Annotated in this window: 16 protein-coding genes; 6 read left to right on the forward strand and 10 right to left on the reverse strand. The window is 72.4% G+C overall.

Going from position 1 to position 21746, the window contains the following annotated elements; genetic code table 11:
- Positions 1–228 precede the first annotated feature (228 nt).
- The 3 genes from ABZX65_RS14730 (at position 229) to ABZX65_RS14740 (ending at position 9687) form a co-directional block, all read left to right on the forward strand.
- A complete protein-coding gene (locus tag ABZX65_RS14730; RefSeq protein WP_355338433.1) occupies positions 229–3546 on the forward strand; it encodes a glycoside hydrolase family 38 C-terminal domain-containing protein in 3318 nt (1105 codons plus the stop codon).
- Positions 3539–5800, forward strand: a complete 2262-nt coding sequence (locus ABZX65_RS14735; protein WP_355338436.1) for an ROK family protein — start codon at positions 3539–3541, stop codon at positions 5798–5800. The genes ABZX65_RS14730 and ABZX65_RS14735 overlap by 8 nt, the downstream gene beginning before the upstream one ends.
- Positions 5801–6033: 233 nt before the next feature.
- Positions 6034–9687, forward strand: coding sequence for a glycoside hydrolase family 3 C-terminal domain-containing protein (locus tag ABZX65_RS14740; protein ID WP_355338439.1), 3654 nt, complete (start codon positions 6034–6036; stop codon positions 9685–9687).
- 125 nt (positions 9688–9812) lie between these two features.
- Here the strand turns inward: ABZX65_RS14740 and ABZX65_RS14745 are convergent, their stop codons facing one another.
- Together ABZX65_RS14745 and ABZX65_RS14750 are read right to left on the reverse strand one after the other, a co-directional pair.
- The gene (locus ABZX65_RS14745; protein WP_355338442.1) at positions 9813–10820 is read right to left on the reverse strand and encodes a sugar phosphate isomerase/epimerase family protein; all 1008 of its coding nucleotides are present in this window, start codon (positions 10818–10820) and stop codon (positions 9813–9815) included.
- Positions 10821–10844: 24 nt separating this feature from the next.
- Complete coding sequence (locus ABZX65_RS14750) at positions 10845–11999, reverse strand: Gfo/Idh/MocA family oxidoreductase (RefSeq protein WP_355338795.1); 1155 nt, start codon at positions 11997–11999, stop codon at positions 10845–10847.
- Between the two features lie 239 nt (positions 12000–12238).
- Here ABZX65_RS14750 and ABZX65_RS14755 point away from each other — a divergent pair, with 239 nt between their 5' ends.
- On the forward strand, positions 12239–13420 hold the full coding sequence (locus ABZX65_RS14755; protein ID WP_355338445.1) for an ROK family protein: 1182 nt from the start codon (positions 12239–12241) through the stop codon (positions 13418–13420).
- A gap of 95 nt (positions 13421–13515) precedes the next feature.
- Here the strand turns inward: ABZX65_RS14755 and ABZX65_RS14760 are convergent, their stop codons facing one another.
- From ABZX65_RS14760 to ABZX65_RS14775, 4 genes are all read right to left on the reverse strand, one after another.
- Positions 13516–14253, reverse strand: a complete 738-nt coding sequence (locus ABZX65_RS14760) for an ABC transporter ATP-binding protein (RefSeq protein ID WP_355338448.1) — start codon at positions 14251–14253, stop codon at positions 13516–13518.
- A 200-nt stretch (positions 14254–14453) separates the two neighbouring features.
- Positions 14454–15227 carry a DUF3710 domain-containing protein gene (locus ABZX65_RS14765; protein ID WP_355338451.1) on the reverse strand — a complete coding sequence of 258 codons (774 nt, stop codon included), beginning with the start codon at positions 15225–15227 and terminating at the stop codon, positions 14454–14456.
- Between the two features lie 2 nt (positions 15228–15229).
- Positions 15230–15760: a dUTP diphosphatase gene (gene dut / locus ABZX65_RS14770; RefSeq protein WP_188282019.1), complete on the reverse strand. Its 531-nt coding sequence runs from the start codon at positions 15758–15760 to the stop codon at positions 15230–15232.
- Positions 15761–15797: 37 nt separating this feature from the next.
- The gene (locus ABZX65_RS14775) at positions 15798–16403 is read right to left on the reverse strand and encodes a PaaI family thioesterase (RefSeq protein ID WP_355338454.1); all 606 of its coding nucleotides are present in this window, start codon (positions 16401–16403) and stop codon (positions 15798–15800) included.
- Between the two features lie 155 nt (positions 16404–16558).
- Here ABZX65_RS14775 and ABZX65_RS14780 point away from each other — a divergent pair, with 155 nt between their 5' ends.
- On the forward strand, positions 16559–17452 hold the full coding sequence (locus ABZX65_RS14780; RefSeq protein ID WP_355338457.1) for an SDR family oxidoreductase: 894 nt from the start codon (positions 16559–16561) through the stop codon (positions 17450–17452).
- Between the two features lie 27 nt (positions 17453–17479).
- The gene (locus ABZX65_RS14785; RefSeq protein ID WP_355338460.1) at positions 17480–17929 is read left to right on the forward strand and encodes a DUF3093 domain-containing protein; all 450 of its coding nucleotides are present in this window, start codon (positions 17480–17482) and stop codon (positions 17927–17929) included.
- 54 nt (positions 17930–17983) lie between these two features.
- Here ABZX65_RS14785 and ABZX65_RS14790 read toward each other — a convergent pair whose 3' ends face one another.
- The 4 genes from ABZX65_RS14790 to ABZX65_RS14805 form a co-directional block, all read right to left on the reverse strand.
- On the reverse strand, positions 17984–18748 hold the full coding sequence (locus ABZX65_RS14790) for a hypothetical protein (protein ID WP_355338463.1): 765 nt from the start codon (positions 18746–18748) through the stop codon (positions 17984–17986).
- Between the two features lie 117 nt (positions 18749–18865).
- Positions 18866–19165 carry a DUF4193 domain-containing protein gene (locus tag ABZX65_RS14795; RefSeq protein WP_103884889.1) on the reverse strand — a complete coding sequence of 100 codons (300 nt, stop codon included), beginning with the start codon at positions 19163–19165 and terminating at the stop codon, positions 18866–18868.
- A 419-nt stretch (positions 19166–19584) separates the two neighbouring features.
- Positions 19585–20853 carry a HAMP domain-containing sensor histidine kinase gene (locus ABZX65_RS14800; RefSeq protein ID WP_355338466.1) on the reverse strand — a complete coding sequence of 423 codons (1269 nt, stop codon included), beginning with the start codon at positions 20851–20853 and terminating at the stop codon, positions 19585–19587.
- A gap of 5 nt (positions 20854–20858) precedes the next feature.
- A complete protein-coding gene (locus tag ABZX65_RS14805) occupies positions 20859–21512 on the reverse strand; it encodes a response regulator transcription factor (RefSeq protein ID WP_188282025.1) in 654 nt (217 codons plus the stop codon).
- Positions 21513–21746: the final 234 nt, after the last annotated feature.

A 21746-nucleotide genomic window follows, 5' to 3' on the forward strand; every position in this document is an offset into this window, starting at 1 on the left:
TTCCACCGAGGGCGGCAGGAAGGGCCACGGCCCTTCCTGCCGCCTTTTGCCGTTCCCGGTGTCAGGCGAATTAACTGACGGCTGACTCCCTTTTCGGTTCCAAATTAGCCTGACAATTTGATAGTTGCAGGTCACGACCTGCGAGAAGAAGGAATTCGCGCGAGGCGTTGACTTGATAACACACATGGTTTTACATGGCGGTTACTGGCTGGACAGGAAGGGCTGCCGATGCATGACCGGATGAAGTCCGGCGAAGAGCGCATAGCCGCATTCCTCGCCGAACGGCTGCGCCCCGCGCTCTACCCGCAGAAGCTGCCCATGGACGTCGGCGCCTGGCACATCGCGGGCGAGCCCGTCCCCGCCGAGGTCGCGCTGCGCGCCGACTACACGCCGTTCGCCGTCGGCGAGGCGTGGGGGCGCCCCTGGGCGACCACCTGGTTCAGCGTCCACGCCACCGTGCCGGAGCGCTGGGCCGGGCGGCGTGTCGAGGCGCTGTTCGACCTCGGCTCGGGACCCGACGACGGGACGGGAGAGGGAACCGGGGCCTGGACCGGGGCCTCCGGCGGCCCGGCCGAGGGCCTGGTGCACGACGCGCACGGCATCCCGCTCCAGGGCCTGCACCCCGGCCTCGGCGCCGTCCTGATCGCCGGCTCCGCCACCGCCGGCTCGTCCGTACGGCTGCTGGTCGAGGCCGCCGCCAACCCGCGGATCGCGGCGGGCAACGGCGCGGGCACCCGGTACGGCGACCCGGCCACCGCGGGCGACACCCTCCTGTACCGGCTGCGCCGCGCCGACCTCGCCGTGCGCGACGAGGACGTCTGGCAGCTCGTCCACGACGTGCAGACCCTCGAAGGGCTGATGCGCGCGCTGCCCGAACAGCAGCCGCGCAGGCACGAGATCCGGCTCGCGCTGGAACGCGCCCTGGACGCCGTCGACCCGCGGGCCGTCGGCCGCACCGCCGGATACGCCCGTACGCTGCTGACCGACGTGCTCGCCCGGCGCGCCCACGAGTCCGCGCACACCGTGACCGCCGTCGGCCACGCGCACCTCGACTCCGCCCGGCTGTGGCCGGTGCGCGAGACGGTCCGCGAACGCGCCCGCGCCTTCAGCACGATGGCCGCGCTCGCCGACGAGTACCCCGAACTGGTCGTCGCCGCCTCCAGCGCGCAGCACTACGCCTGGATGAAGGACCACCAGCCGCATGTCTTCGAGCGGATACGCAAGGCGGTCGCGGACGGCAACTGGGCTCCGGTCGGCGGCATGTGGGTGGAGGCCGACACCGAACTGCCCGGCGGCGAGGCGCTGGTGCGCCAGCTCGTGCACGGACGGCGCTTCTTCCGCGACGAGTTGGGCACCGAGACCGACGGCGTGTGGCTGCCCGGCGCCTCCGGCGCGTCCGCGGCCTTCCCGCAGCTCGCCGCGCTCGCGGGCGCCCGTTGGTTCCTCGGCCGCCGCCCGGAGCCCGGCCGCGGCTCCGCGCTGCCGCACCACACCTTCCGCTGGGAGGGCCTGGACGGCACCAGGCTCTTCGCGCACCTCGCTCCGGTCGGGACCGACGGCGAACGCGGAGCCGAGGACCCGGCGCTGACCGGCGGCGACCTCGTACGGTCCGTGGACGACTTCGCCGACAAGGGTGACGCGACCCGCTCCCTGCTGCCCTTCGGCCGCGGCGACGGCGGCCCCGACCGGTCGATGCTGGAGCGCGCCCGCCGCCTGGCCGACCTCGACGGCGCGCCGCGCGTCACCCTCGGCGCCCCGGCCCGCTTCTTCCGCGACGCCCAGGCCGAGCATCCGGCCGCCCCCGTGTGGCGCGGCGAACTCGACCTCGCGCCGCACCTGGGCACGTACACCAGCCAGGCGCGCACCAAGCGCGGCAACCGGCGCAGCGAGGCGCTGCTGCACGAGGCCGAGCTGTGGTCGGCGACCGCCGCCGTACGGCACGGAATCCCGTACCCCTACGACGAGTTGGAGCGGCTGTGGAAGAAGGTGCTGCTCCAGCAGTGCCACGACATCCTGCCCGGCACGTCGATCGCCTGGGTGCACGAGGAGGCCGAGCAGACCCACCGGGACGTACGGCGCAGGCTGGAACGGCTGATCCGGCGAGCGGTCGGTGACCCGGACGGCGCGACCGTGCTCAACGCGGGGCCGCGGGCCCGCCGCGAGGTCGTCGTCCTCGAACCGGAGGACGGCCCGGCCCCCGGCACGCTCCTGACCGGCACTCTTCCCCTCGACGCCGCACAGCCTGGCACCGCACAGCCCGGCACCGCCCGACCCGGCACCGTACAGCCTCGTGCGGCGCGGCCCGGCACCGTACAGCCGCTGTCCGACGGCCGGTTCGCGGTCCTCGCGCAGGCCCCGGCGCACGGCTCAGGACCCGCGGGCATCGCGCTCGGCGACCTCGCCCCGGTCACCGTGACGGCGGGCGCGGACGGCGGCCACGTCCTGGACAACGGGCTGCTGCGAATACGGGTCGACGCGGCCGGTCTGGTGCGGTCCGCCGCCGACCTCGGCACCGGACGCGAGGCCATCGCGCCCGGCGCGGCGGGCAATCTGCTCCAGCTGCACCGCGACGAGCCCGGCGGCTGGAGCGCGGCGCACTACGCCCCGGCGGCCGGGTCCCGCGATCTGGACCGGGCCGACCGGGTGGAGGTCACCGCCGCGGGACCGCTGCTGGCCCGGCTGCGGATACTGCGCGGCACCGGACGCTCCACCGTCGTACAGGAGCTGACGCTCACCGCGGGCAGCCACGCGCTGACCGTCGACACCGAGGTCGACTGGCGCGAGCAGGACACCGTGCTCAAGGCCGCCTGGCCGCTGGACGTGCACGCGGAACACAGCCGCGCGGAAACGCAGTTCGGCCACGTCGCGCGCCCCACCCACGGGAACACCGACGGGGACGCGGCCCGCCGCGAGTCGGTCGCGCACCGCTGGATCCACGTCGGCGAGCACGGCTGGGGCGTCGCGCTCGCCGGGGACTCGACGTACGGCTACGACGTGACACGGCACACCCGCGAGGACGGCGGCACCACCACCGTCGTGCGCAGCACGCTGCTGCGCGCCCCGCGCAGCCCCGACCCGCACGCCGACCGCGGACTCCAGCGCTTCCGGCACCGGCTGCGGCCCGGCGCCGACGTGGACGACGCCGTCTCCGAGGGCTACGCGCTGCACCTGCCGCTGCGCCCCGGCCCGGACACCGGCGCCGTCACCCGATCCGATTCCCCTCCCGGCAACGCTTCTGACGCGGCGTCACCGCCCCCGCTGGTCGCCGTCGACCACCCCGACGTCGTGGTCGAGACGGTCAAACTCGCCGACGACCGCAGCGGCGACGTCGTGGTCCGGCTGTACGAGTCGCGCGGCGGGCGGGCCCGCACCGTCCTGACCGCGGGCTTCCCCGCGACGGCCGTCCAGGAGACGGATCTGCTGGAGGAACGGCTCGCCGACCACCCGCACGACGACGGACGCACCCCGCTGACGCTCCGCCCGTTCCAGGTCCTCACCCTGCGGCTGATCCGCCCCCGCGAAGGCCAGGAGGGCCGCGTTGCCTGAAACACCCCACTCGCCGCTCCCCGAAGTGCCGTCGCAGGACAGGGCGTTGCCCACCTTCCCCGACGAGCGGCGCCCGCCGGGACCGCCGGACGCGCGGACGCGGGACCTGCTGCGCCAGTGGGCCGCGGGCGACGGTCCGCTGGCCACCCGCGCCCGGGTCGTCCTGCTCGCCGCCGAAGGACTGCGGGACGCCGAGATCTCCCGGCGGCTCGGCGTCTCCCGGCAGACCGTGGGCAGTTGGCGGCACCGCTGGCAGAGCGCGGGGCTGCGCGGCCTCGAACAGCGGCCCCGTACCGGCAGACCCGCCACCGTGGACGAGGCCGAGGTGGTCACCCGGGCACTGCTCGCGCCCGGCGGCAGCGGCGCCAGCCGGGCCATCGCCCGCGAACTGGGCCTGTCCCACGCCACGGTGGCCGCGATCAGACGCCGCTGGCAGCTCACCGCGGACGAGACGACACCCGCCCCGCACGTACCGACCAGACCGCCGCTGCCCGGCACCGACGTGTGGGTGATGGGCCTGTACGCCGACGCGCGCGGCGCCGTCCTGCTCGCCGGCACCCGCGCCGCGACCCCGGCGCCGGGACCCGCGGCCACCGTCATCGGCGAGGACGTCCTGGCCGGACTCGGCCGGGCCCTCGACGGGATGCGCCTGGCCGTGGCCCCGGACCCCGGCGGCCCGCCGCCGCTCGGGCTCACCGGCTACCTCGCGGCGGCGGCCGAACACCACCCGGACATCGCCCTGCACGCGATCACCCTCTGGGAGACCGGCCGGATCTCCGCGCCCCCGCCCGGCACCACGCCGGTGACCTTCCACCAGCTCCCGGCCCGCTCCACCTGGCGCGGCTTCCTGCGCGCCATGATCGCCCTGGACAGCACCAGCCACCCCGAGTCCTCCCGGCGGGTCTACCTCGACCTGGTCGCCGCGCTGGAACGGCAGACCGCGGGCGCGCCGGGCCCGGTCCGCTGGCTGCGCGAGAACGTCGCGGGCCACCTGCGCGCCCCGCACACCCCCGAGGCCGTCGCGCACCCGCCCTCGTTCAGCGGCGTCAACCAGATTGACCTCGGCTCCTTCAACGAGTGCGTGGTGATCGAGACCGTCCGGCTGTCCGGCACCATCACCCGCGGCGAGATCGCCCACCGCACCGGACTCACCCAGCAGTCGGTCTCCCGGATCGCCCGCTCGCTGCTCGACCGCGGCATCCTCGTCGAGGACGCGCAGCGGCGCGCCACCTCGGGCAAGCCCCGCACCCCGGTGCGGCTCAGCGGCACCGCCGCGCACGCGCTCGGCCTGCACATCGACCCCGAGGTGCTGACCGCCGTCGTCATCGACCTCGACGGCGCGATCGTCTGCACCCGCACCCGGCCGGTGAGCGCCGACATCGACCCGGCCGAATTCGTCGCGCAGGTGGTTGAGTTGGGCCGCGAGACGCTGCAAAAGGCGGGCGGCGCGGTCCGCGAGGACGGCTTCCTCGGCATCGGCGTCGCGGTGCCGGGCCCGGTCGACATCGCCTCCGGTACGGTGCTCGGCCCGCCGCTGCTGTCGGCCTGGAACGACCTGCCGCTGCTCTACCTCCTCAAGGACCACTTCCCGTGCCCGGTGATCATCGAGAAGGACTCGCTGGCCGCGGCGGCGGGGGAGCGGTGGATCGGCCGCGACCGCAGGGCCCGCGATTTCGCGTACCTCTACCTCGGTACGGGCGTCGGCTCCGGGCTCTACCTCAACGGCGACCTCTACCGGGGCGTCAGCGCCAACGCCGGTGAGTTCGGGCAGCTCTGCGCCATCGCGCTGGGCCGGGTGGACGCCGACGGGCGGCCCGAACTGCTGCCCGAGTGCAATCCGCCGGTCTCCGTGACCGACTTCGCGGTCCGCCGCGGCCTGCCCGCCGCCGACGCCGCCCGCGGCAGCACCGCCGCCTACCGGGAGGTCGGCCGGGCCGCGGCGGCCGGTGACCCGGCCGCGACGGCCGCGCTGCGCGAGGTGGCGGGCGCCGTCGGACGCGGCGCGCTCGGCCTGGTCGACCTGCTGGACATCGACCTCATCGTGCTCGGCGGCCCGTTCTTCACCGACGACGTCGCCGACTTCTACCTGGACGAGATCGGCCGCGCCGTCAACGAATTCCCCACCGCCCGCAGGCTGCGCCGGGTCGAGGTGGAGCGCTCGGTGCTGAGCGCCGAGGCCGCCGCCGTCGGCGCCGCGTCGACCATCTTCCACGCCACGTTCACCCCCCGGCTGCGCGGGCGCGAGCGGCCCTGACCGCGACCCGAGCCCGGACCGGCTCCGGGCACAGGCCGGTGAGCAGCCCGCTTCCAGCTTTTTGCATCGAGAAGTCAAAAAATGCCGGTCCGATCGCGTTCTTTGTCTTGACGCTGCGTCAAAGATGGCAACACACTGCCCAACTGATGACGCGAGACCCGGACTTCCTTCGGACTTGCACCGAAGTCGGTACCGGCATCTGCTCGATGCTGCTCGATGACGACGGAGGCAGGATGGACGAGCGAAAGCGCCGACGCGCGGGACTGGCCGCGGTCTGCGCCATGGCGTGTGCGATCGGTCTGACGGCGGGCTTCGGCCCGAGCGCGGCCGCGAACACCCCACAGGAGGCGGTCGCCGCCACCCCGGTCTACCTCGACACCCACTACTCCTTCCAGGAGCGGGCCGCCGACCTGGTGTCGAGGATGACCTTGCAGGAGAAGGTCCAGCAGCTCAGCACCAACAGCGGCCCCGCCATCCCCCGGCTGGGCGTCCAGCAGTACACGTACTGGAGCGAGGGCCAGCACGGCGTCAACACCCTCGGGGCCAACCAGAACAACGGCGGGGCGCAGGGCGGCGTCCACGCCACCAGCTTCCCGACCAACTTCGCCTCGTCCATGTCCTGGGACCCGGCGCTGCTCTACCAGGAGAGCACCGCGATCTCCGACGAGGTGCGCGGCTTCGTCGACAAGTCGCTCTTCGGCACCGGCCAGAACAACCTCGGCCCGTCCGCCGACGACTACGGCTCGCTGACCTACTGGGCGCCGACGGTCAACCTCGACCGCGACCCGCGCTGGGGCAGGACCGACGAGGCGTTCGGCGAGGACCCGTACTTCGTCGGGCAGATGGCCGGCCAGTTCGTCGACGGCTACCAGGGCAACAACCCCGACGGCACCTCGAAGACCGGCTATCTGAAAGTCGCCTCCACCGCCAAGCACTACGCGCTCAACAACGTCGAGGACAACCGCACCGGCATCAGCTCCGACGTCAACGACACCGACCTGCGCGACTACTACACCGCGCAGTTCCGCTCGCTGATCGAGGACGCGCACGTGTCCGGGCTCATGACGTCGTACAACGCGATCAACGGCACCCCGTCGGTCTCCGACACCTACACCACCAACCAACTCGCCCAGCGCACCTACGGGTTCAACGGGTACATCACCTCCGACTGCGGCGCGGTCAGCACCAACTGGCGGCAGTTCCCCGGCGGTCACGACTGGGCGCCGCCCGGCTGGACCACCGACCACAAGGACAACCCGACGTGGACCGAGACCGCCACCGGCACGACGATGTCCGGGCAGGCCGGCGGCCAGGCGTACGCGCTGCGGGCCGGTACCGACCTCAACTGCACGGGTGACGAGGCGACCACCGCCAACATCCAGGAGGCCATCGAGGCGGGCGCGCTCAGCGAGGGCGTGGTCGACACCGCCCTGGTGAAGGTCTTCACCATCCGCATGGAGACCGGCGAGTTCGACCCGGCGAGCGCGGTGTCGTACACGAACATCACCAAGGACCAGATCGAGAGCCCGGCCCACCAGGCGCTCGCCACCACGGTCGCCGACAACTCCCTGGTGCTGCTGAAGAACGACAAGCGGGCCTCGGGCGGCGGCAAACTGCTGCCCGCCGACCCCGCCACCACCAAGAAGGTCGTCGTCCTCGGCGACCTCGCCAACACCGCGACGCTCGGCCTGTACTCGGGTGACCCGACCTACCGGACCAGCCCGCTGCGCGGCATCCAGAACGAGATCCACGCGATCGACCCCACGGCGTCCGTGGTCTACGACGCGGCGGGCACCTCGTCCACCGGCACCGGCGCCGCGGTGCTCTCCGACAAGACCAAGGCCGACATCAAGGCCGCCGACCTCGTGGTGCTGTTCGTCGGCACCACCCAGGCCAACGGCGACGAGGGCAACGACCGCGACAACCTGAACATGCCCGGCAACTACCAGTCGCTGATCGACCAGACGTCGGCGCTCGGCACCGACAAGCTCGCCCTGGTCATCCAGTCCGACGGCCCGGTCGACATCCAGAAGGAGGCCGCCGCCGGCTCACCGGTCTCCTCGATCGTCTTCAGCGGCTACAACGGCCAGTCGCAGGGCACCGCGCTCGCCCATGTGCTCTTCGGCGACGTCAACCCGTCCGGGCACCTCAACTTCACCTGGTACAAGGACGATTCACAGCTCCCCGACAAGCAGAACTACGGGCTGACCCCGAGCGCCACCGGCGGCCTCGGCCGTACGTACCAGTACTTCACCGGCGCCCCCACGTACCCCTTCGGCTACGGACTCAGCTACAGCTCCTTCTCCTTCACCTCGGTCAGCGCCAACAAGACGCAGATCACGCCGGACGGCACCGTGAAGATCGGCGTGGACGTCACCAACACCGGCAAGACGGCGGGCGCCACGGTCGCGCAGCTCTACGCGGCGACCCCCTTCACCGTCCCCGGCGTGGAACTGCCCGCCAAGCGGCTGGCGGGCTTCGCCAAGACCAAGGTGCTGGGGCCCGGCAAGAGCCAGCACCTGACCATCACCGTCAAGGCCGCCGACCTGTCCTTCTGGGACGCCAAGAGCTCCCGGCAGACCGTCTACAACGGCACCTACGCGTTCCGGCTCGGCCCGGACTCCGCGCACCCGGCGGGCACCGCGAACGTGAGGATCAGCGGCACTCTGACGCCCAAGGTGCGCTACGTCACCGTGCAGCCCGAGAGCGTCGTCCACGACGCGGGCCAGACCTTCTCGCTCACCGGCAAGAACAAGTGGATCAAGGACGACACCAACCCGGCGAAGGAACAGCGCGACCTGTCCGTCACCGCGGACGACGTCGTGGAGGCCGTCAACAACGACCAGTCCTTCGTCGACCTGTCCACCGCCAAGGTCACGTACCGCAGCAGTGACCCGGCGGTCGCCACCGTCGACAAGAACGGCCTGGTGCACGCCGTGGCCGACGGCGTCGCCACCGTCTCGGCGACCGTGGGCGGCGTCACCGGCTCCACCCCGGTCGTGGTCCGCGGCACCCTCACGCTCAAGGCGCTGCCGATCGCCAAGGCGGGCAGCACCCTGACCGCGACCACCACCTACACCAACGGCGCCGCGTCCGCGGTGCGGAACGTGTCGGTCACGCTCGCCACCCCGGCGGGCTGGACGGCCACGGCCACCAGCCCGGCGACCTTCGACACCGTCGGCGCGGGCCAGAAGGCCACCACCACCTGGCAGGTGACCGTCCCGGCCGGAGCGGACCCCGACAGCTTCACCCTGGACGCCACCGTCATCACCCCCTCCGGGGAGGAGAGCGCCCAGGCCCCCGTCACCGTGCCGTACGCGTCACTGACCGCCGCCTACAACAACTCCGGCATCAGCGACGACGCCCACACCACGACCGGCAGCCTGGACGGCGAGGGCGCCAGCTTCTCGCTCCAGGCGCTGGCCGCCCTGGGCTGGCACGCGGGCCAGAACACCGACCACGACGGGGTGTCCTTCCCCTGGCCCGCCACCGCGGGCACCGGGGACCCCGACAACGCCGTGGCGGGCGGCCAGGCCGTCGAGATCACCGGCACCGGAACCAAGCTGGGCTTTGTCGGCACCAGCGCCTTCGGCGCCACCTCCGGCACCGGCACCATCGTCTACACCGACGGGACCACGCAGACCTACGCGCTGGCCCTGTCCGACTGGTGGGCCGGATCACCGTCGCAGGGCAGCGACTTCGCCGCCAGCACGCCCTACCTCAACAACGGCGGCGGACAGCAGCAGCAGACCGTGCACATCTCCGCGGCCACCGTGGACCTGCTGCCCGGAAAGACCGTCCAGGCGATCACCCTGCCCAACGTGAGCAAGACGCAGGTCGACCACCAGGTCGCCATGCACCTGTTCTCGATCGCGATCGGCGGCTGACACGCAGCGGCGCGCCGTCCCCCCGCTGCGGGGGGACGGCGCGCCGAGCGCCGCCCGGCAGGCCAGCCTGTCAGGACCGGGCCCGCCGGGAGGAGCCGCAGGACGTCAGCGACGATCCCAGACGTTCATGAGGACGAGCTGAACGCCGAGTCGAAGGAGGCCGCGGGCGGCTCGATCGCGGCCAGCGCCCGTACGTGCGCGAGCGCGGCGGGCGCGCCCGTCATCCGGTCCATCCCCGCGTCCTCCCACTCCACCGAGATCGGCCCCTCGTACCCGATGCTGTTGAGCATCCGGAAGACCGGCTCCCACGGCACGTCGCCGTGCCCGGTCGACACGAAGTCCCAGCCACGCCGCGGGTCGCCCCACGGCAGATGCGAACCGAGCCGCCCGTTGCGGCCGTTGAACTGCTTGACCGACTCCTTGCAGTCCACGTGGTAGATACGGTCGCGGAAGTCGTACAGGAAGCCGACCGGGTCCAGGTCCTGCCACACGAAGTGGCTGGGGTCGAAGTTGAGCCCGAAGGCCGGGCGGTGGCCGATCGCCTCCAGGGTCCTCACCGTCGTCCAGTAGTCGTACGCGATCTCGCCCGGGTGCACCTCGTGCGCGTACCGGACCCCGACCTCGTCGAAGACGTCCAGGATCGGATTCCAGCGGTCGGCGAAGTCCGCGAATCCGCGGTCGACCATCTCCTCCGGCACCGGCGGGAACATCGCCACCGTGTGCCAGATCGACGAACCGGTGAAGCCGACCACGGTGTCCACGCCGAAGGCCGCGGCGGCCCGCGCGGTGTTCTTGATCTCCTCCGCCGCCCGCTCCCGCACCCCCTCGGGCGAGCCGTCGCCCCAGATACGGGCGGGCAGGATGCCGCGGTGCCGCTCGTCGATCGGATGGTCGCAGACCGCCTGGCTGGTCAGATGGCAGGAGATGGTCCAGCTCTTGAGCCCGTGCTTGTCCAGGGTGTCGCGCAGCCGCGGCAGATACGCGTCGTCGCTGAGCGCCGCCTCCACGTCGAAGTGGTCACCCCAGCAGGCGATCTCCAGGCCGTCGTACCCCCACCGCGAGGCGAGCGCGCACACCTCGGTGAAGGGCAGGTCGGCGAACTGGCCGGTGAAGAGCGTGACGGGTCGGGCCATGTGCGTCCTCCAGGGATCGGGGCTTCAGGACTGAGGGGCGGGCACCGGGATGTGCACGCCGAGGGCCGCCGCACTGGTCTCCACGGCCGCCAGCACCCGCTGCACCTGGAGCCCGTCGGCGAACGACGGCCGCGGATCCGTACCGCCCGCCACCGCCTCGGCGAAATCGCGCACCTGGTGCGTGAAGGAGTGCTCGTAGCCGATCAGATGGCCTGGCGGCCACCACGCGTCAAGGTAGGGGTGGGTGGGCTCGGTGACCAGGACGCGGCGGAAACCGGCGGTGTCCGGGTCCTCGGAACGGTCGTGGAAGGCCAGCTCGTTCATCGACTCGGCGTCGAAGGCGAGCGTGCCGCGCGAGCCGCTGACCTCGATCCGCATGGCGTTCTTGTGCCCGGTGGCGAAACGGGTCGCCTCGAACACGCCGATCGCGCCGCCGTCGAACCGCGCGGTGAACAGCGCCGCGTCGTCCACCGTGACCCGGCCGCGCTCGGAACCGCCCTTGCCCGACAGGCCGCTCGCCGACTCCGGCAGCGGCCGTTCGGTCACGAAGGTCTCCAGCAGCGCGCCGACCGAGCTGATCCGCTGACCCGTCAGATACTGCGCCGCGTCGATGCTGTGCGCGCCGAGATCGCCCAACGCCCCTGACCCGGCGCGGTCCTTGCGCAGCCGCCAGGCCAGCGGGAACTCCGGGTCGACCAGCCAGTCCTGGAGGTACTGCGCCCGCACCTGGTGGATCGTGCCCAGCCTGCCCTCCTCGATCAGCCGCCGCGCCAGCACCAGCGCGGGCACCCGGCGGTAGTTGAAGGCCACCATCGAACGCACCCCGGCCTGCCGGGCCTTGTGCGCCGCGTCGACCATCGCCTCGGCCTCCGCCACCGAATTGGCCAGCGGCTTCTCGCACATCACGTGCTTGCCCGCCGCGAGCGCCGCCTCCGCGATCCGCGCGTGGCTGTCGCCCGGCGTGCAGATGTCCACCACGTCGATGTCCGGCCGCGCCACCAGCGCCCGCCAGTCGGTCTCGTACGACCCCCAGCCGTACCGCTCGGCGGCCGACGCCGCCCGCTGGGCCGACCGGCCGCAGACGGCGGTGAGTTCGAGCCGTACCGGCAGGTCGAAGAAGCGGCCCGCGGTGCGCCAGGCGTGGGAGTGCGCCGCGCCCATGAAGGCATGGCCGACCATGCCGATCCGCAGCGCGGGGACCGGGGGTGGTGTCGTCGTCACGTACGTCCTCCTGGCGGAATGCCGCTCCTGGTACGGGCCGTGAATCGTTATTCATCCGGCATCGACTGAAACTCACGGCACCGGATAGAACAGTTCGGCAGTTTCTGCCTGAACTTCGGCATAAGTCAAGGCTCTTGACGTCGGTGACGGCAACAGGGCACCGTGCGGTTGCCGAGACGTCACACATCCGGGGGGCAGTGATCGACACTCCAGTCAATCTCCGCGAGGTCGGCAGGCTCCGGGTCCTCGAGGCCCTGCACACCACCGCACGCAGCAGCAGGCCCGAACTCGTGCGCGTCACCGGCCTGTCCAGGGCCACCGTCTCCTCGCTGATCGCCGACCTCATCACCGTCGGCCTGGTCACCGAGGACGAGGGCCCCGAGGAGCCGGAGCCCCGCCGCACCGGACGGCCCGCCCAGTCCCTCTCGCTGGTCCCCAGCTCGGGCTACGCCATCGGCGCGGACATCGGCCACCAGCACGTACGCGTCATCCTCTGCGACCTGTTCGGCGCCGTCCTGTGGGAGCACTGGGTCGCCAAGGACGTGGACCGCGCCCCGCAGGAGACCCTCGACCTGGTCGCCGTCCTCGTCGGCCGCGCTCTCCAGGAGACCGGCGTCGCCCGCGAGCGCGTCCTCGGCATCGGCGCCGGAATCGCCTCCCCGGTCGAGAAGGGCAGCGGCGCCCTCGGCGCCGAGGGCATCATGCCCGGCTGGGTCGGCCTGCGCCTCACCGACGAACTGCGCCACCGCACCTCGCTGCCGGTCCGCGTCACCAACGACGCCAACGCCGGCGCCCTCGCCGAGCGCATGTACGGCGCCGGACGGCAGGCGGGCGACATGGTCTACGTCCGGCTCTCCGCCGGTATCGGCGCGGGCATCGTCAGCGACGGCCGCCTCCTGCTCGGCTCACGGGGCCTCGCCGGGGAGATCGGCCATCTCCCGCTCATCACCGACGGCCTCATCTGCCGCTGCGGCAACCGCGGTTGCCTGGAGACCGTCGCCAGTCCGGTCGCCATCGCCCGCCTGCTGTCCGACAGTTGGGGCGAGACCGTCGCACCCCGCGACCTCCCCGCCCTCATCCGGGACCGCAACACCGGCGCCCTGCGCGCCGTCCGCGACGCGGGAGACGCCGTCGGCCGCGCGCTCGCCACGCTCGTCACCCTCCTCAACCCGCGCCTGATCGTGGTCGGCGGCGACCTCGCCGCCGCGGGCGCCGACATCCTCGAACCCATGCGGGCCGGTGTCCGCCGCCACACCCTTCCCTCCGCCGCGGAGGGCCTGGAGATCGTCACCGGCGGCCTCGGGGACGGCGCCGAGGTCCGCGGGGCGGCCGGTCTCGTCCTCGCCGACGCCGCCTCACTGCTCGCCGGAGCGGCCTGACCGGAAAGCGGCCTGCCCCGGAGCTGTCTCACCCGGAAAGCGGCCTGACCCGGAAAGCGGCCTGATCCGTACCGGCCTGACCCGCGTCAGGCCGCTCAGTCCGTGGTCTGGACGATCTGCCCGTCGCGCAGTTCCAGGACGCGGTCGGCCAGCGCGAGGAGCTGCGTGTCGTGGGTGGCGACGAGGGCGGTGACGGACTCGCTGCGGACGACCGCGCGCAGCAACTCCATGACGGCCAGGCCCGTGTCGGCGTCGAGCTGCCCGGTGGGCTCGTCCGCGATGAGCAGGACGGGGCGGTTGGCGAGGGCGCGGGCGATGGCCACGCGTTGCTGCTGGCCGCCGGAGAGTTCGCCGGGGCGCTGGGCGGCGTGGTCGGCGAGGCCGACGAGGGCCAGGAGGAGTTCGACGCGCTCCTCGCGCTCACGCGGCGGGGTCTTGCGCAGCCGCATGGGGACCCCCACGTTCTCGGCGGCGCTGAGGATGGGGAGCAGCCCGAAGGACTGGAAGACGAAGCCGATACGGTCCCGGCGCAGGGCGAGCAGTTCGTCGTCGCCGAGCGAGGCCAGATCGGTGCCGTCGAGCATGATCCGGCCGCCGTCGGGGCTGTCGAGACCGCCCACGAGGTTGAGGATGGTGGTCTTGCCCGAGCCCGAACGGCCCTTGAGCGCGACGAGTTCGCCGCGCGGGACGGAGAACGAGACACCGCGCAGGGCGTGCACGGCGGTGTCGCCGCTGCCGTAGGTGCGGCGCAGATCCTCGACGACGACCATGTCCCCGGACGGCGGACCGTCCGCGACCGCCGTCGCCGCACGTCCCGTGGACCCCTCGCTCATGCGTCCTCCCCGTCCTGGCCGCATCCCCTGCCGGCCCCCGCCCGCGGCGCGCCGGCCACCGTACGGCCGTCGCGTATCCGTACGGTACGCGCAAACGCCGTGGACGGTACGCGCAAACGCCGTGGCCCGGACCCGTGGGAACGGATCCGGGCCACGAGGGGCCACGAAGGCCGCGAACGGCGCGTACGCGGAGCGACGCCTCAGTGCAGCTCGGTGATCTCCGGGCCGCGGCGCAGCGGGTCGATGCCGTCGCCGAACTTCGACGGCTCGCCCTGCTCGGTCGGCGCGGCGCCGTCCGGCACCATCTGCGCGTCGTTCGGCAGCTTCAGCACGATCGGGTCGCGCGGCGCCATCGGGGTGTCGCCGCGCAGCACCACGGTGTCGCGGAAGACGGACTCCAGCACACCGGCGGCGGCGGGCTGCACCGCGCCCTGGCCGGAGATCACCCCGCGCAGGAACCAGCGCGGGCCGTCGCAGCCGATGAACCGCACGAGCTGCACGCCATTGGTGCCGTCGGGGAGCTGGACGGGCACCTGGGCCCGCAGCTCCCAGCCGAGCGGGCCCTCCAGCTCGTCGACGATGCCGCCCTGCTGGGTGATACCGGCGGCGATCTCCTCGCGGACCTCGCCCCAGATGCCCTCGGACTTGGGGGCGGCGAACGCCTGGAGCTGCACGGCGCTGTCCCGCAGCACCACGGTCGCGGCGACGATGGACTCGCCCGCGACCTCGACCCGCAGCTCCATGCCCTCGACTCCGGGCACGAACAGTCCGCCGAGGTCGACGCGGCCCTCGCCGGGCTCACTGACCTCGCTCAGGTCCCACGGGCCGTCGGGCCTCGGGGCGGGCGGAAGGTTGTACCGGAGGGACTCACCGGAGTCGTCCGACTCCTCGGCGTCCTCGACCTGCTCGTCAGGGCCTGCGGCCTCGTCGAGCTCGTCGAGGTCGTCTTCGCGCTCCTTGCGACGACGGAACACGGTCACTGTCCTTCCCGGTCTGCAACGACCGATGCGAATCCGACTCTGGACGTGTCGGCCGACGGCGTCTCCACCGCGGCATGACCCCCCGTGGAGCCGAAGCCCCCCGCGGCCCTGGCAGAGCCGGGCAGCTCCGCCACCTCATGGAAACGGACCCGCTCGACCTGCTGGACGACCAGTTGGGCGATCCGGTCACCCTTTTCGAACCGCACGGTCTCGCGCGGATCGAGGTTGACGACGATCACCTTGATCTCTCCACGGTACCCGGCATCCACCGTTCCCGGGGCATTCACCAGGGCCACACCGCAGCGCGCTGCCAGCCCCGAGCGGGGATGCACGAAGGCCGCGTACCCGTCGGGCAGGGCGATCGACACCCCGGTGGGCAGGACCGCGCGCTCACCGGGCGCGAGGTCCGCCGCCAGCGTGGTCGTCAGGTCCGCGCCCGCGTCACCGGGATGCCCGTAGGACGGTACGGGCACGGACTCGTCGAGCCGGTGCAGCAGTACGTCCACCGGCTGTCGCTCTGTGCTCACGGGTTCACCTCGCTGACGAGGCGCAGCGGCTCACGGCTCATGGGTTCACCTCGAAGGCGCGGGCGACCTTCACCTGGTCGGGGTCCGACATCGCCGCGCGGATCTCCTCCGCGCGGCCGTTCTGCGTGAAGTGGTCGAGCTTGACCTCGACGAACAGCGCCTCCGCGCGGACCGCGACCGGCCCGTCGTGGCCGCCGATCCGGCCCTCGGCCGAGCTGTAGATCTTGCGTCCGGCGACCGCGGTGCAGCGCGCCGACAGGTACAGCGTGGCGCCGACCGGGACCGGGAGCAGGAAGTCCGACTCCAGCCGTCCGGTGACGGCGATGGCGCGCAGCATCCAGTTGACCGAGCCCAGCGTCTCGTCCAGCGCGGTGGCCAGGACCCCGCCGTGGGCGAGGCCCGGCGCGCCCTGGTGGGCGGGCTTGACGGTGAACTCGGCGGTGACGCTGACGCCCTCGCCCGCCCGCGCCGCCAGGTGCAGCCCGTGCGGCAGCCCCTCGCCGCAGCCGAAGCACTGGTCGTAGTGCGCCCCGAGCAGCTCGCCCGGCGCCGGGGCGTCCGGGTGCCGCGTGGGCGCGGTGGCGTCGGGCGGCGGCGTCAACGACGACCGTCCGGCGCTTCTGGGTGTGTTCGCTCCACTCACGCCCGAGACCCTACCCTTCCGCGGGATCCTTTCCCTGCCGGTGTCCGTTGGTCCCGGGGGAGCCGCCCGGCGGCCGGCGGAAACCGCCCCCTGTACCACCCTCGTACCGCCCCCGCAGTCCCCCCGTTGTCATCTGGTAGCACCGGAGCGCGCGCATGTCCCCAGGAGTAGGCCAGTCCGTCGTCGTCACCGGAGCCGGACGCGGCATCGGCCGTGCCATCACGCTGGAGCTGGCGCACTGCGGCTTCGACGTGATCGGCACGGTCCGCAACGACCGGGACGCGCGGGCCCTGCGCGCGGCGGTCGACCGTACGGGCGCGGCGGTGCGCACCGCGGTGCTCGACGTGGCCGACGCGACGTCCTGCGTCCGGGCGTTCACCGAGATCGCCACGATGACCGACGGCGGGCCGTGGGCGGTGGTCAACAACGCGGGGTTCGCGCAGCCGGGCGCGGTGGAGGACGTGGACGACGAGCAGGTACGGCGCCAGCTGGAGACCAATCTGGTGGCGCCCGCGCGGATCGCCCGCCTGGTGCTGCCCGCGATGCGGGACCGGCGGGCGGGCCGGATCGTCAACGTGTCGTCGATCGCCGGGCGGGTGTCGCTGCCGATGCTCGGCTGGTACTGCGCGAGCAAGCGCGGCCTGGAGTCGGTGACGGACGCGCTGCGGATGGAGACCGCGCCGTTCGGCGTGCAGGTCTCGCTGATCGAGCCGGGCTCCTACGGCACCGGCATCTGGGAGACCGGTGCCGGGCTGCTGCCCGACGAGCGGGCGTCGGCGTACCAGGAGCAGTACGCGGCGGCCGGGGACGTGCTGCGCGGCAGCCGCGACCTGCCGGGGCCGCGCCCGGTGGCGCTCGCGGTGCGCAAGGCGCTGACCGCCCGGCACCCGCTGCCGCGCTATCTGGTGGGCGGCGGCGCCCGCTCGACCGCGGTGCTGGACGCGGTGGCGCCGACGGCGGCCTCCGACTGGGCGAAGCAGCTCGCCACCGGGCTGCGGCAGGCACCGCCCAGGGTCACCCGTGCGCTGGCGCGCCTTCGCGGCAGATAGCACAGGACCGCATGGCAGTCTGGTGCCATGCAGCCTTACGACGAACGTCTCACCGTGCCGCGCTCCTGGTGGTTCCTGGCCGCCGGGGTGGGTGTGGCGATGGCGCTGATCCTCTTCCCGTTCGGCCCGCTGCCGATGCTGGCCGGGCTCGCGGCCGGCGCGGCCGTCGCCATGATGGCGGTCAGCTCGTACGGGTCCGCGCGGATCCGCGTGGTGGCGGGTTCGCTGGTGGCGGGCAAGGCCCGGATCCCGCTGGCGGCACTGGGCGAGGCGACCGTGCTCGACGCGGCGGAGACGGTGGCCTGGCGCTCCCACAAGGCCGACCCGCGGGCGTACATGCTGCTGCGCTCGTACGTGCCGACGGCGCTGAAGGTCGACGTGACCGATCCGGACGACCCGACGCCGTACGTCTATCTGTCGACGCGTTCGCCGAAGCGGCTCGCGGAGGCGCTGAAAGCCGTGAAGGCGCCCCAGTAGGACCGGCCGGGCCGCACGGTGCCGGGCGGCCCCCGCGGGGGCGCCCGCGGCCGGTCAGGGCTCGATGGCGGGCGGCTGCCACAGCGTGCCGGTCAGGGCCGCGTCGGCCGGTGCGCCGACGGCGGGCAGCTCGGGCCACGGGAGCTGCGCGGCACGCAGGTCGTGGCGGATCCGCTGGGCGAGCTTGCGGGTGTCGCGGCGGTTCATCACCGCGCCGACGGCCGCGCCGATCATGAACGGCGTCAGCGTCGGCATATTGCGCAGAGTGCGGCGCAGCAGCCGCTGGCGCATCTCCTTCTTCATGCTGCTGCCCAGGGCCACGTTGACCGTGGAGAGTTTCAGCACATCGATACCGCGCTGTTCGGTCCAGGACCACAGATACGCGGTCGCGCGCTCCCGGGAGTTGCCCGGGACACGCAGTCCGTAGACCTCGTGCAGTTCCGCGATGAGTTTGAACTCGACCGCGGCGACGCCGAGCGTCTCGGCGGTCAGTTCGGCCGGCATCGCCGGCGGGGTGGGCAGCATCGCGGCGGCGCCCACACCGGCGCCGACGGTCATGGTGCCCTTCACCGCGGTGGCGATCAGCCGGTCCGCGATGTCCTCGGGGCCGAGACCGGGAAACTGCCCCCGCAGCGTCGCCAGGTCACGCACCGGGATGCGCGGGGCGACCTCGATCAGCCGCTCGGCGACCGAGCCCATGCCCGCCATCGCCTTCCTGCCGCCGTAGCGCGCCCCGCTGCGTATTCCGCGCGCCCCGCGCGCGGTCGTGGCCGCGAGCGAGGCCCTGCGGCCCCGCTCGTCGCCTTCTCGGCCTTCCACCCGGCCTTCCGTCGGACCCTCCACCGGGCCTTGTGCCCGGTCCCGGTCCTGGTCCTGCGCCCGGCCGGCGTCGTCCGCCCGGCCGTCCCGCCGTGAGCCCGTCACCGCGCCCGCGGATCAGGCCGCGCAGTCGCGGCAGATCGGGTTGCCGTTCTTCTCCGCCGCGAGCTGGCTCCTGTGGTGGACCAGGAAGCAGCTCATGCAGGTGAACTCGTCGGCCTGCCTGGGCAGTACGCGAACCGACAGTTCCTCATTGGAGAGGTCGGCGCCCGGCAGCTCCAGGGACTCCGCCTGGTCGAACTCGTCGACGTCCACCGCGGAGGTGGACTTCTCGTTCCGCCGGGCCTTCAGTTCCTCGATGCTGTCCTCGTTGACGTCATCGTCGGTCTTGCGTGGGGTGTCGTAATCCGTAGCCATTTTTCGCTCTCCCCCTGTGGGTGTCTGCGGTGTCTCCAGCGCACGTAACGCGCGGGAGGCCGGACTTGTGCCCGACCCGAGGCGGAGATTTTGCCTCACATCAAGGCCTGTTACTCAATCGACACCCAAGGTCGCCCCCGAAGGGGTGATCGCACGGGTGGCCGATCGTCACTCGCGACAGTCTGAAAGTCGTATGTCGCGGGTGCCATCACGTGTACTTCCCGTGATCATGACCTGGGGAAACATGGATTTTCCGGTCTTTTTCCCCAATGTCTTGATCACTGTGTGTAGGTGTCCCTCCGATAGCATGTGCTGTCGATCACAACGGTTCCCGGCGGGGAACAGACCGCGAAATTTCTCGCATAGCGAACACTCGTCGGTGCTGTCGTCGCCGGTGGCCGTCCTGGGCGTGACGCGGTTCACAACGGGATCGCGACCCGCATGACCAGGCCGCCTCCCTCGCGCGGCTCGGCCACGATGACGCCTCCGTGCGCCCGTGCCACCGACCGCGCGATGGACAGTCCCAGTCCCACCCCCTTGTCACTTCCCGTCCGCTCGGTACGCAGACGCCGGAACGGCTCGAAAAGGTTGTCGATCTCGTACGCCGGAACGACCGGTCCGGTGTTCGCGACCACGAGCAGCCCCTGACCGCCCTCCACGGCCGTGGAGACGTCGACCCAGCCGTTCTCCGCCACGTTGTACCGCACCGCGTTCTGTACCAGGTTCAGGGCGATCCTTTCCAGCAGCACGCCGTTTCCCTGGACGACCGCGCCGTCGAGCCGGGAGCGCAGCTCCACGCCCTTGCCCTGCGCCTCGGCGCGGGTCTGGTCGAGCGCCCGGGAGGCGGCCTCCGCCAGGTCCACCGGCTTGCGGTCCACGATCTCGTTGTCACTGCGGGCGAGCAGCAGCAGGCCCTCGACCAGCTGCTCACTGCGCTCGTTGGTGGACAGCAGGGTCTTGCCGAGCTGCAACAGGTCGGCCGAGGCGTCCGGATCGGAGAGCTGGACCTCCAGCAGCGTCCGGTTGATCGCCAGCGGTGTGCGCAGCTCGTGCGAGGCGTTGGCCACGAAGCGGCGCTGGGCGTCGAAGGATCTCTCCAGCCGGTCGAGCATCTCGTCGAAGGTGTCGGCCAGCTCCTTCAGCTCGTCGTCCGGGCCGTCCAGCTCGATCCGGCGCTTGAGGTCGGAGCCGACCACGACCCGCGCGGTCCTGGTGATCCGCCCGAGCGGCGCGAGCACCCGCCCGGCCATCACGTAGCCGAAGACCAGCGCGACCACGGCCAGGCCGATCAGCGCCAGCAGCGAGCGCTTGAGCAGCACATTGAGCGCCGCCTCGCGCTGGACGGCCATGCACTGCGCCAGGGCGGAGTTGAAGCGCCCCGAATCCGTCTCGTTGATCAGGCTCGGGCAGGTGTTGCTGACGATGTTGACCCGGCCGCTGTTGACGGTGAACAGCGGCTCGCTGCCCTGGTGCAGGGCCTGGGCCGCCAGCAGGTAGATGATCCACAGCAGCAGCACACCGGCGATCAGGAACATGCCGCCGTACAGCACGGTCAGCCGTATCCGGATGGTCGGGCGCAGCCAGGGCAGCGGGCTCTCGCCCGGCAGCGGGTCCCAGGGGGGCCTGGGCGGGGTCGGCGGGGCCGAGGGCGGTGCGGGCGCGGGGGAGCCGGCGGAGGGGGACGCCACGCGGATCAGATCCGGTAACCGGAACCGGGGACCGTCACGATCACCGGAGGCTCACCGAGTTTGCGGCGCAGTGTCATGACGGTCACCCGCACCACATTGGTGAACGGGTCGGTGTTCTCGTCCCACGCCTTCTCCAGCAACTGCTCGGCGGAGACCACCGAGCCCTCGCTGCGCATCAGCACTTCGAGGACCGCGAACTCCTTGGGCGCCAGATGCACCTCCGCGCCGTCCCTGAAGACCTCGCGGCGGTTGGGGTCGAGCTTGATGCCGGAGCGCTCCAGGACCGGCGGCAGGGCCGCGGTCGTACGACGGCCCAGCGCGCGGACCCGCGCGGTCAGCTCGGTGAAGGCGAAGGGCTTGGGCAGATAGTCGTCCGCGCCCAGTTCAAGACCCTCCACCCGGTCGCTGACGTCACCGGCGGCGGTGAGCATCAGCACCCGGGTGGGCAGGCCGAGATCGACGATCTCGCGGCACACCTGGTCGCCGTGGACGACCGGGAGGTCGCGGTCGAGGACGACCACGTCGTAGTCGTTGACCCCGATCCGCTCCAGGGCGGCGCCGCCGTCGTAGACCACGTCGACGGCCATCGCCTCGCGGCGCAGCCCGGTGGCAACCGCATCGGCGAGCAGTTGCTCGTCCTCGACGACCAGTACGCGCAAGGCGCTGTTCCTTCCAGAGCGGGGGGACATGAGCGGTCCTGCGGCGGCGCGGAGCCGCGGCCGGAACGGCATGAGCTGTGCGAATGCTCCACCATCCTGCACCTGAGGACCGTAAATCGGCGGTAAGGGACCGACGACGGAATATTCCTCCGGCCGACGGAGGTTTCCGCTCCGAAGCGGGTGGGCAAGACGACTGCACACCCACCCACCACGCCTCGCCACGCGTTTCCCTCG

The organism is Streptomyces sp. NPDC003300, from assembly GCF_040610915.1.
Classification (GTDB): domain Bacteria; phylum Actinomycetota; class Actinomycetes; order Streptomycetales; family Streptomycetaceae; genus Actinacidiphila.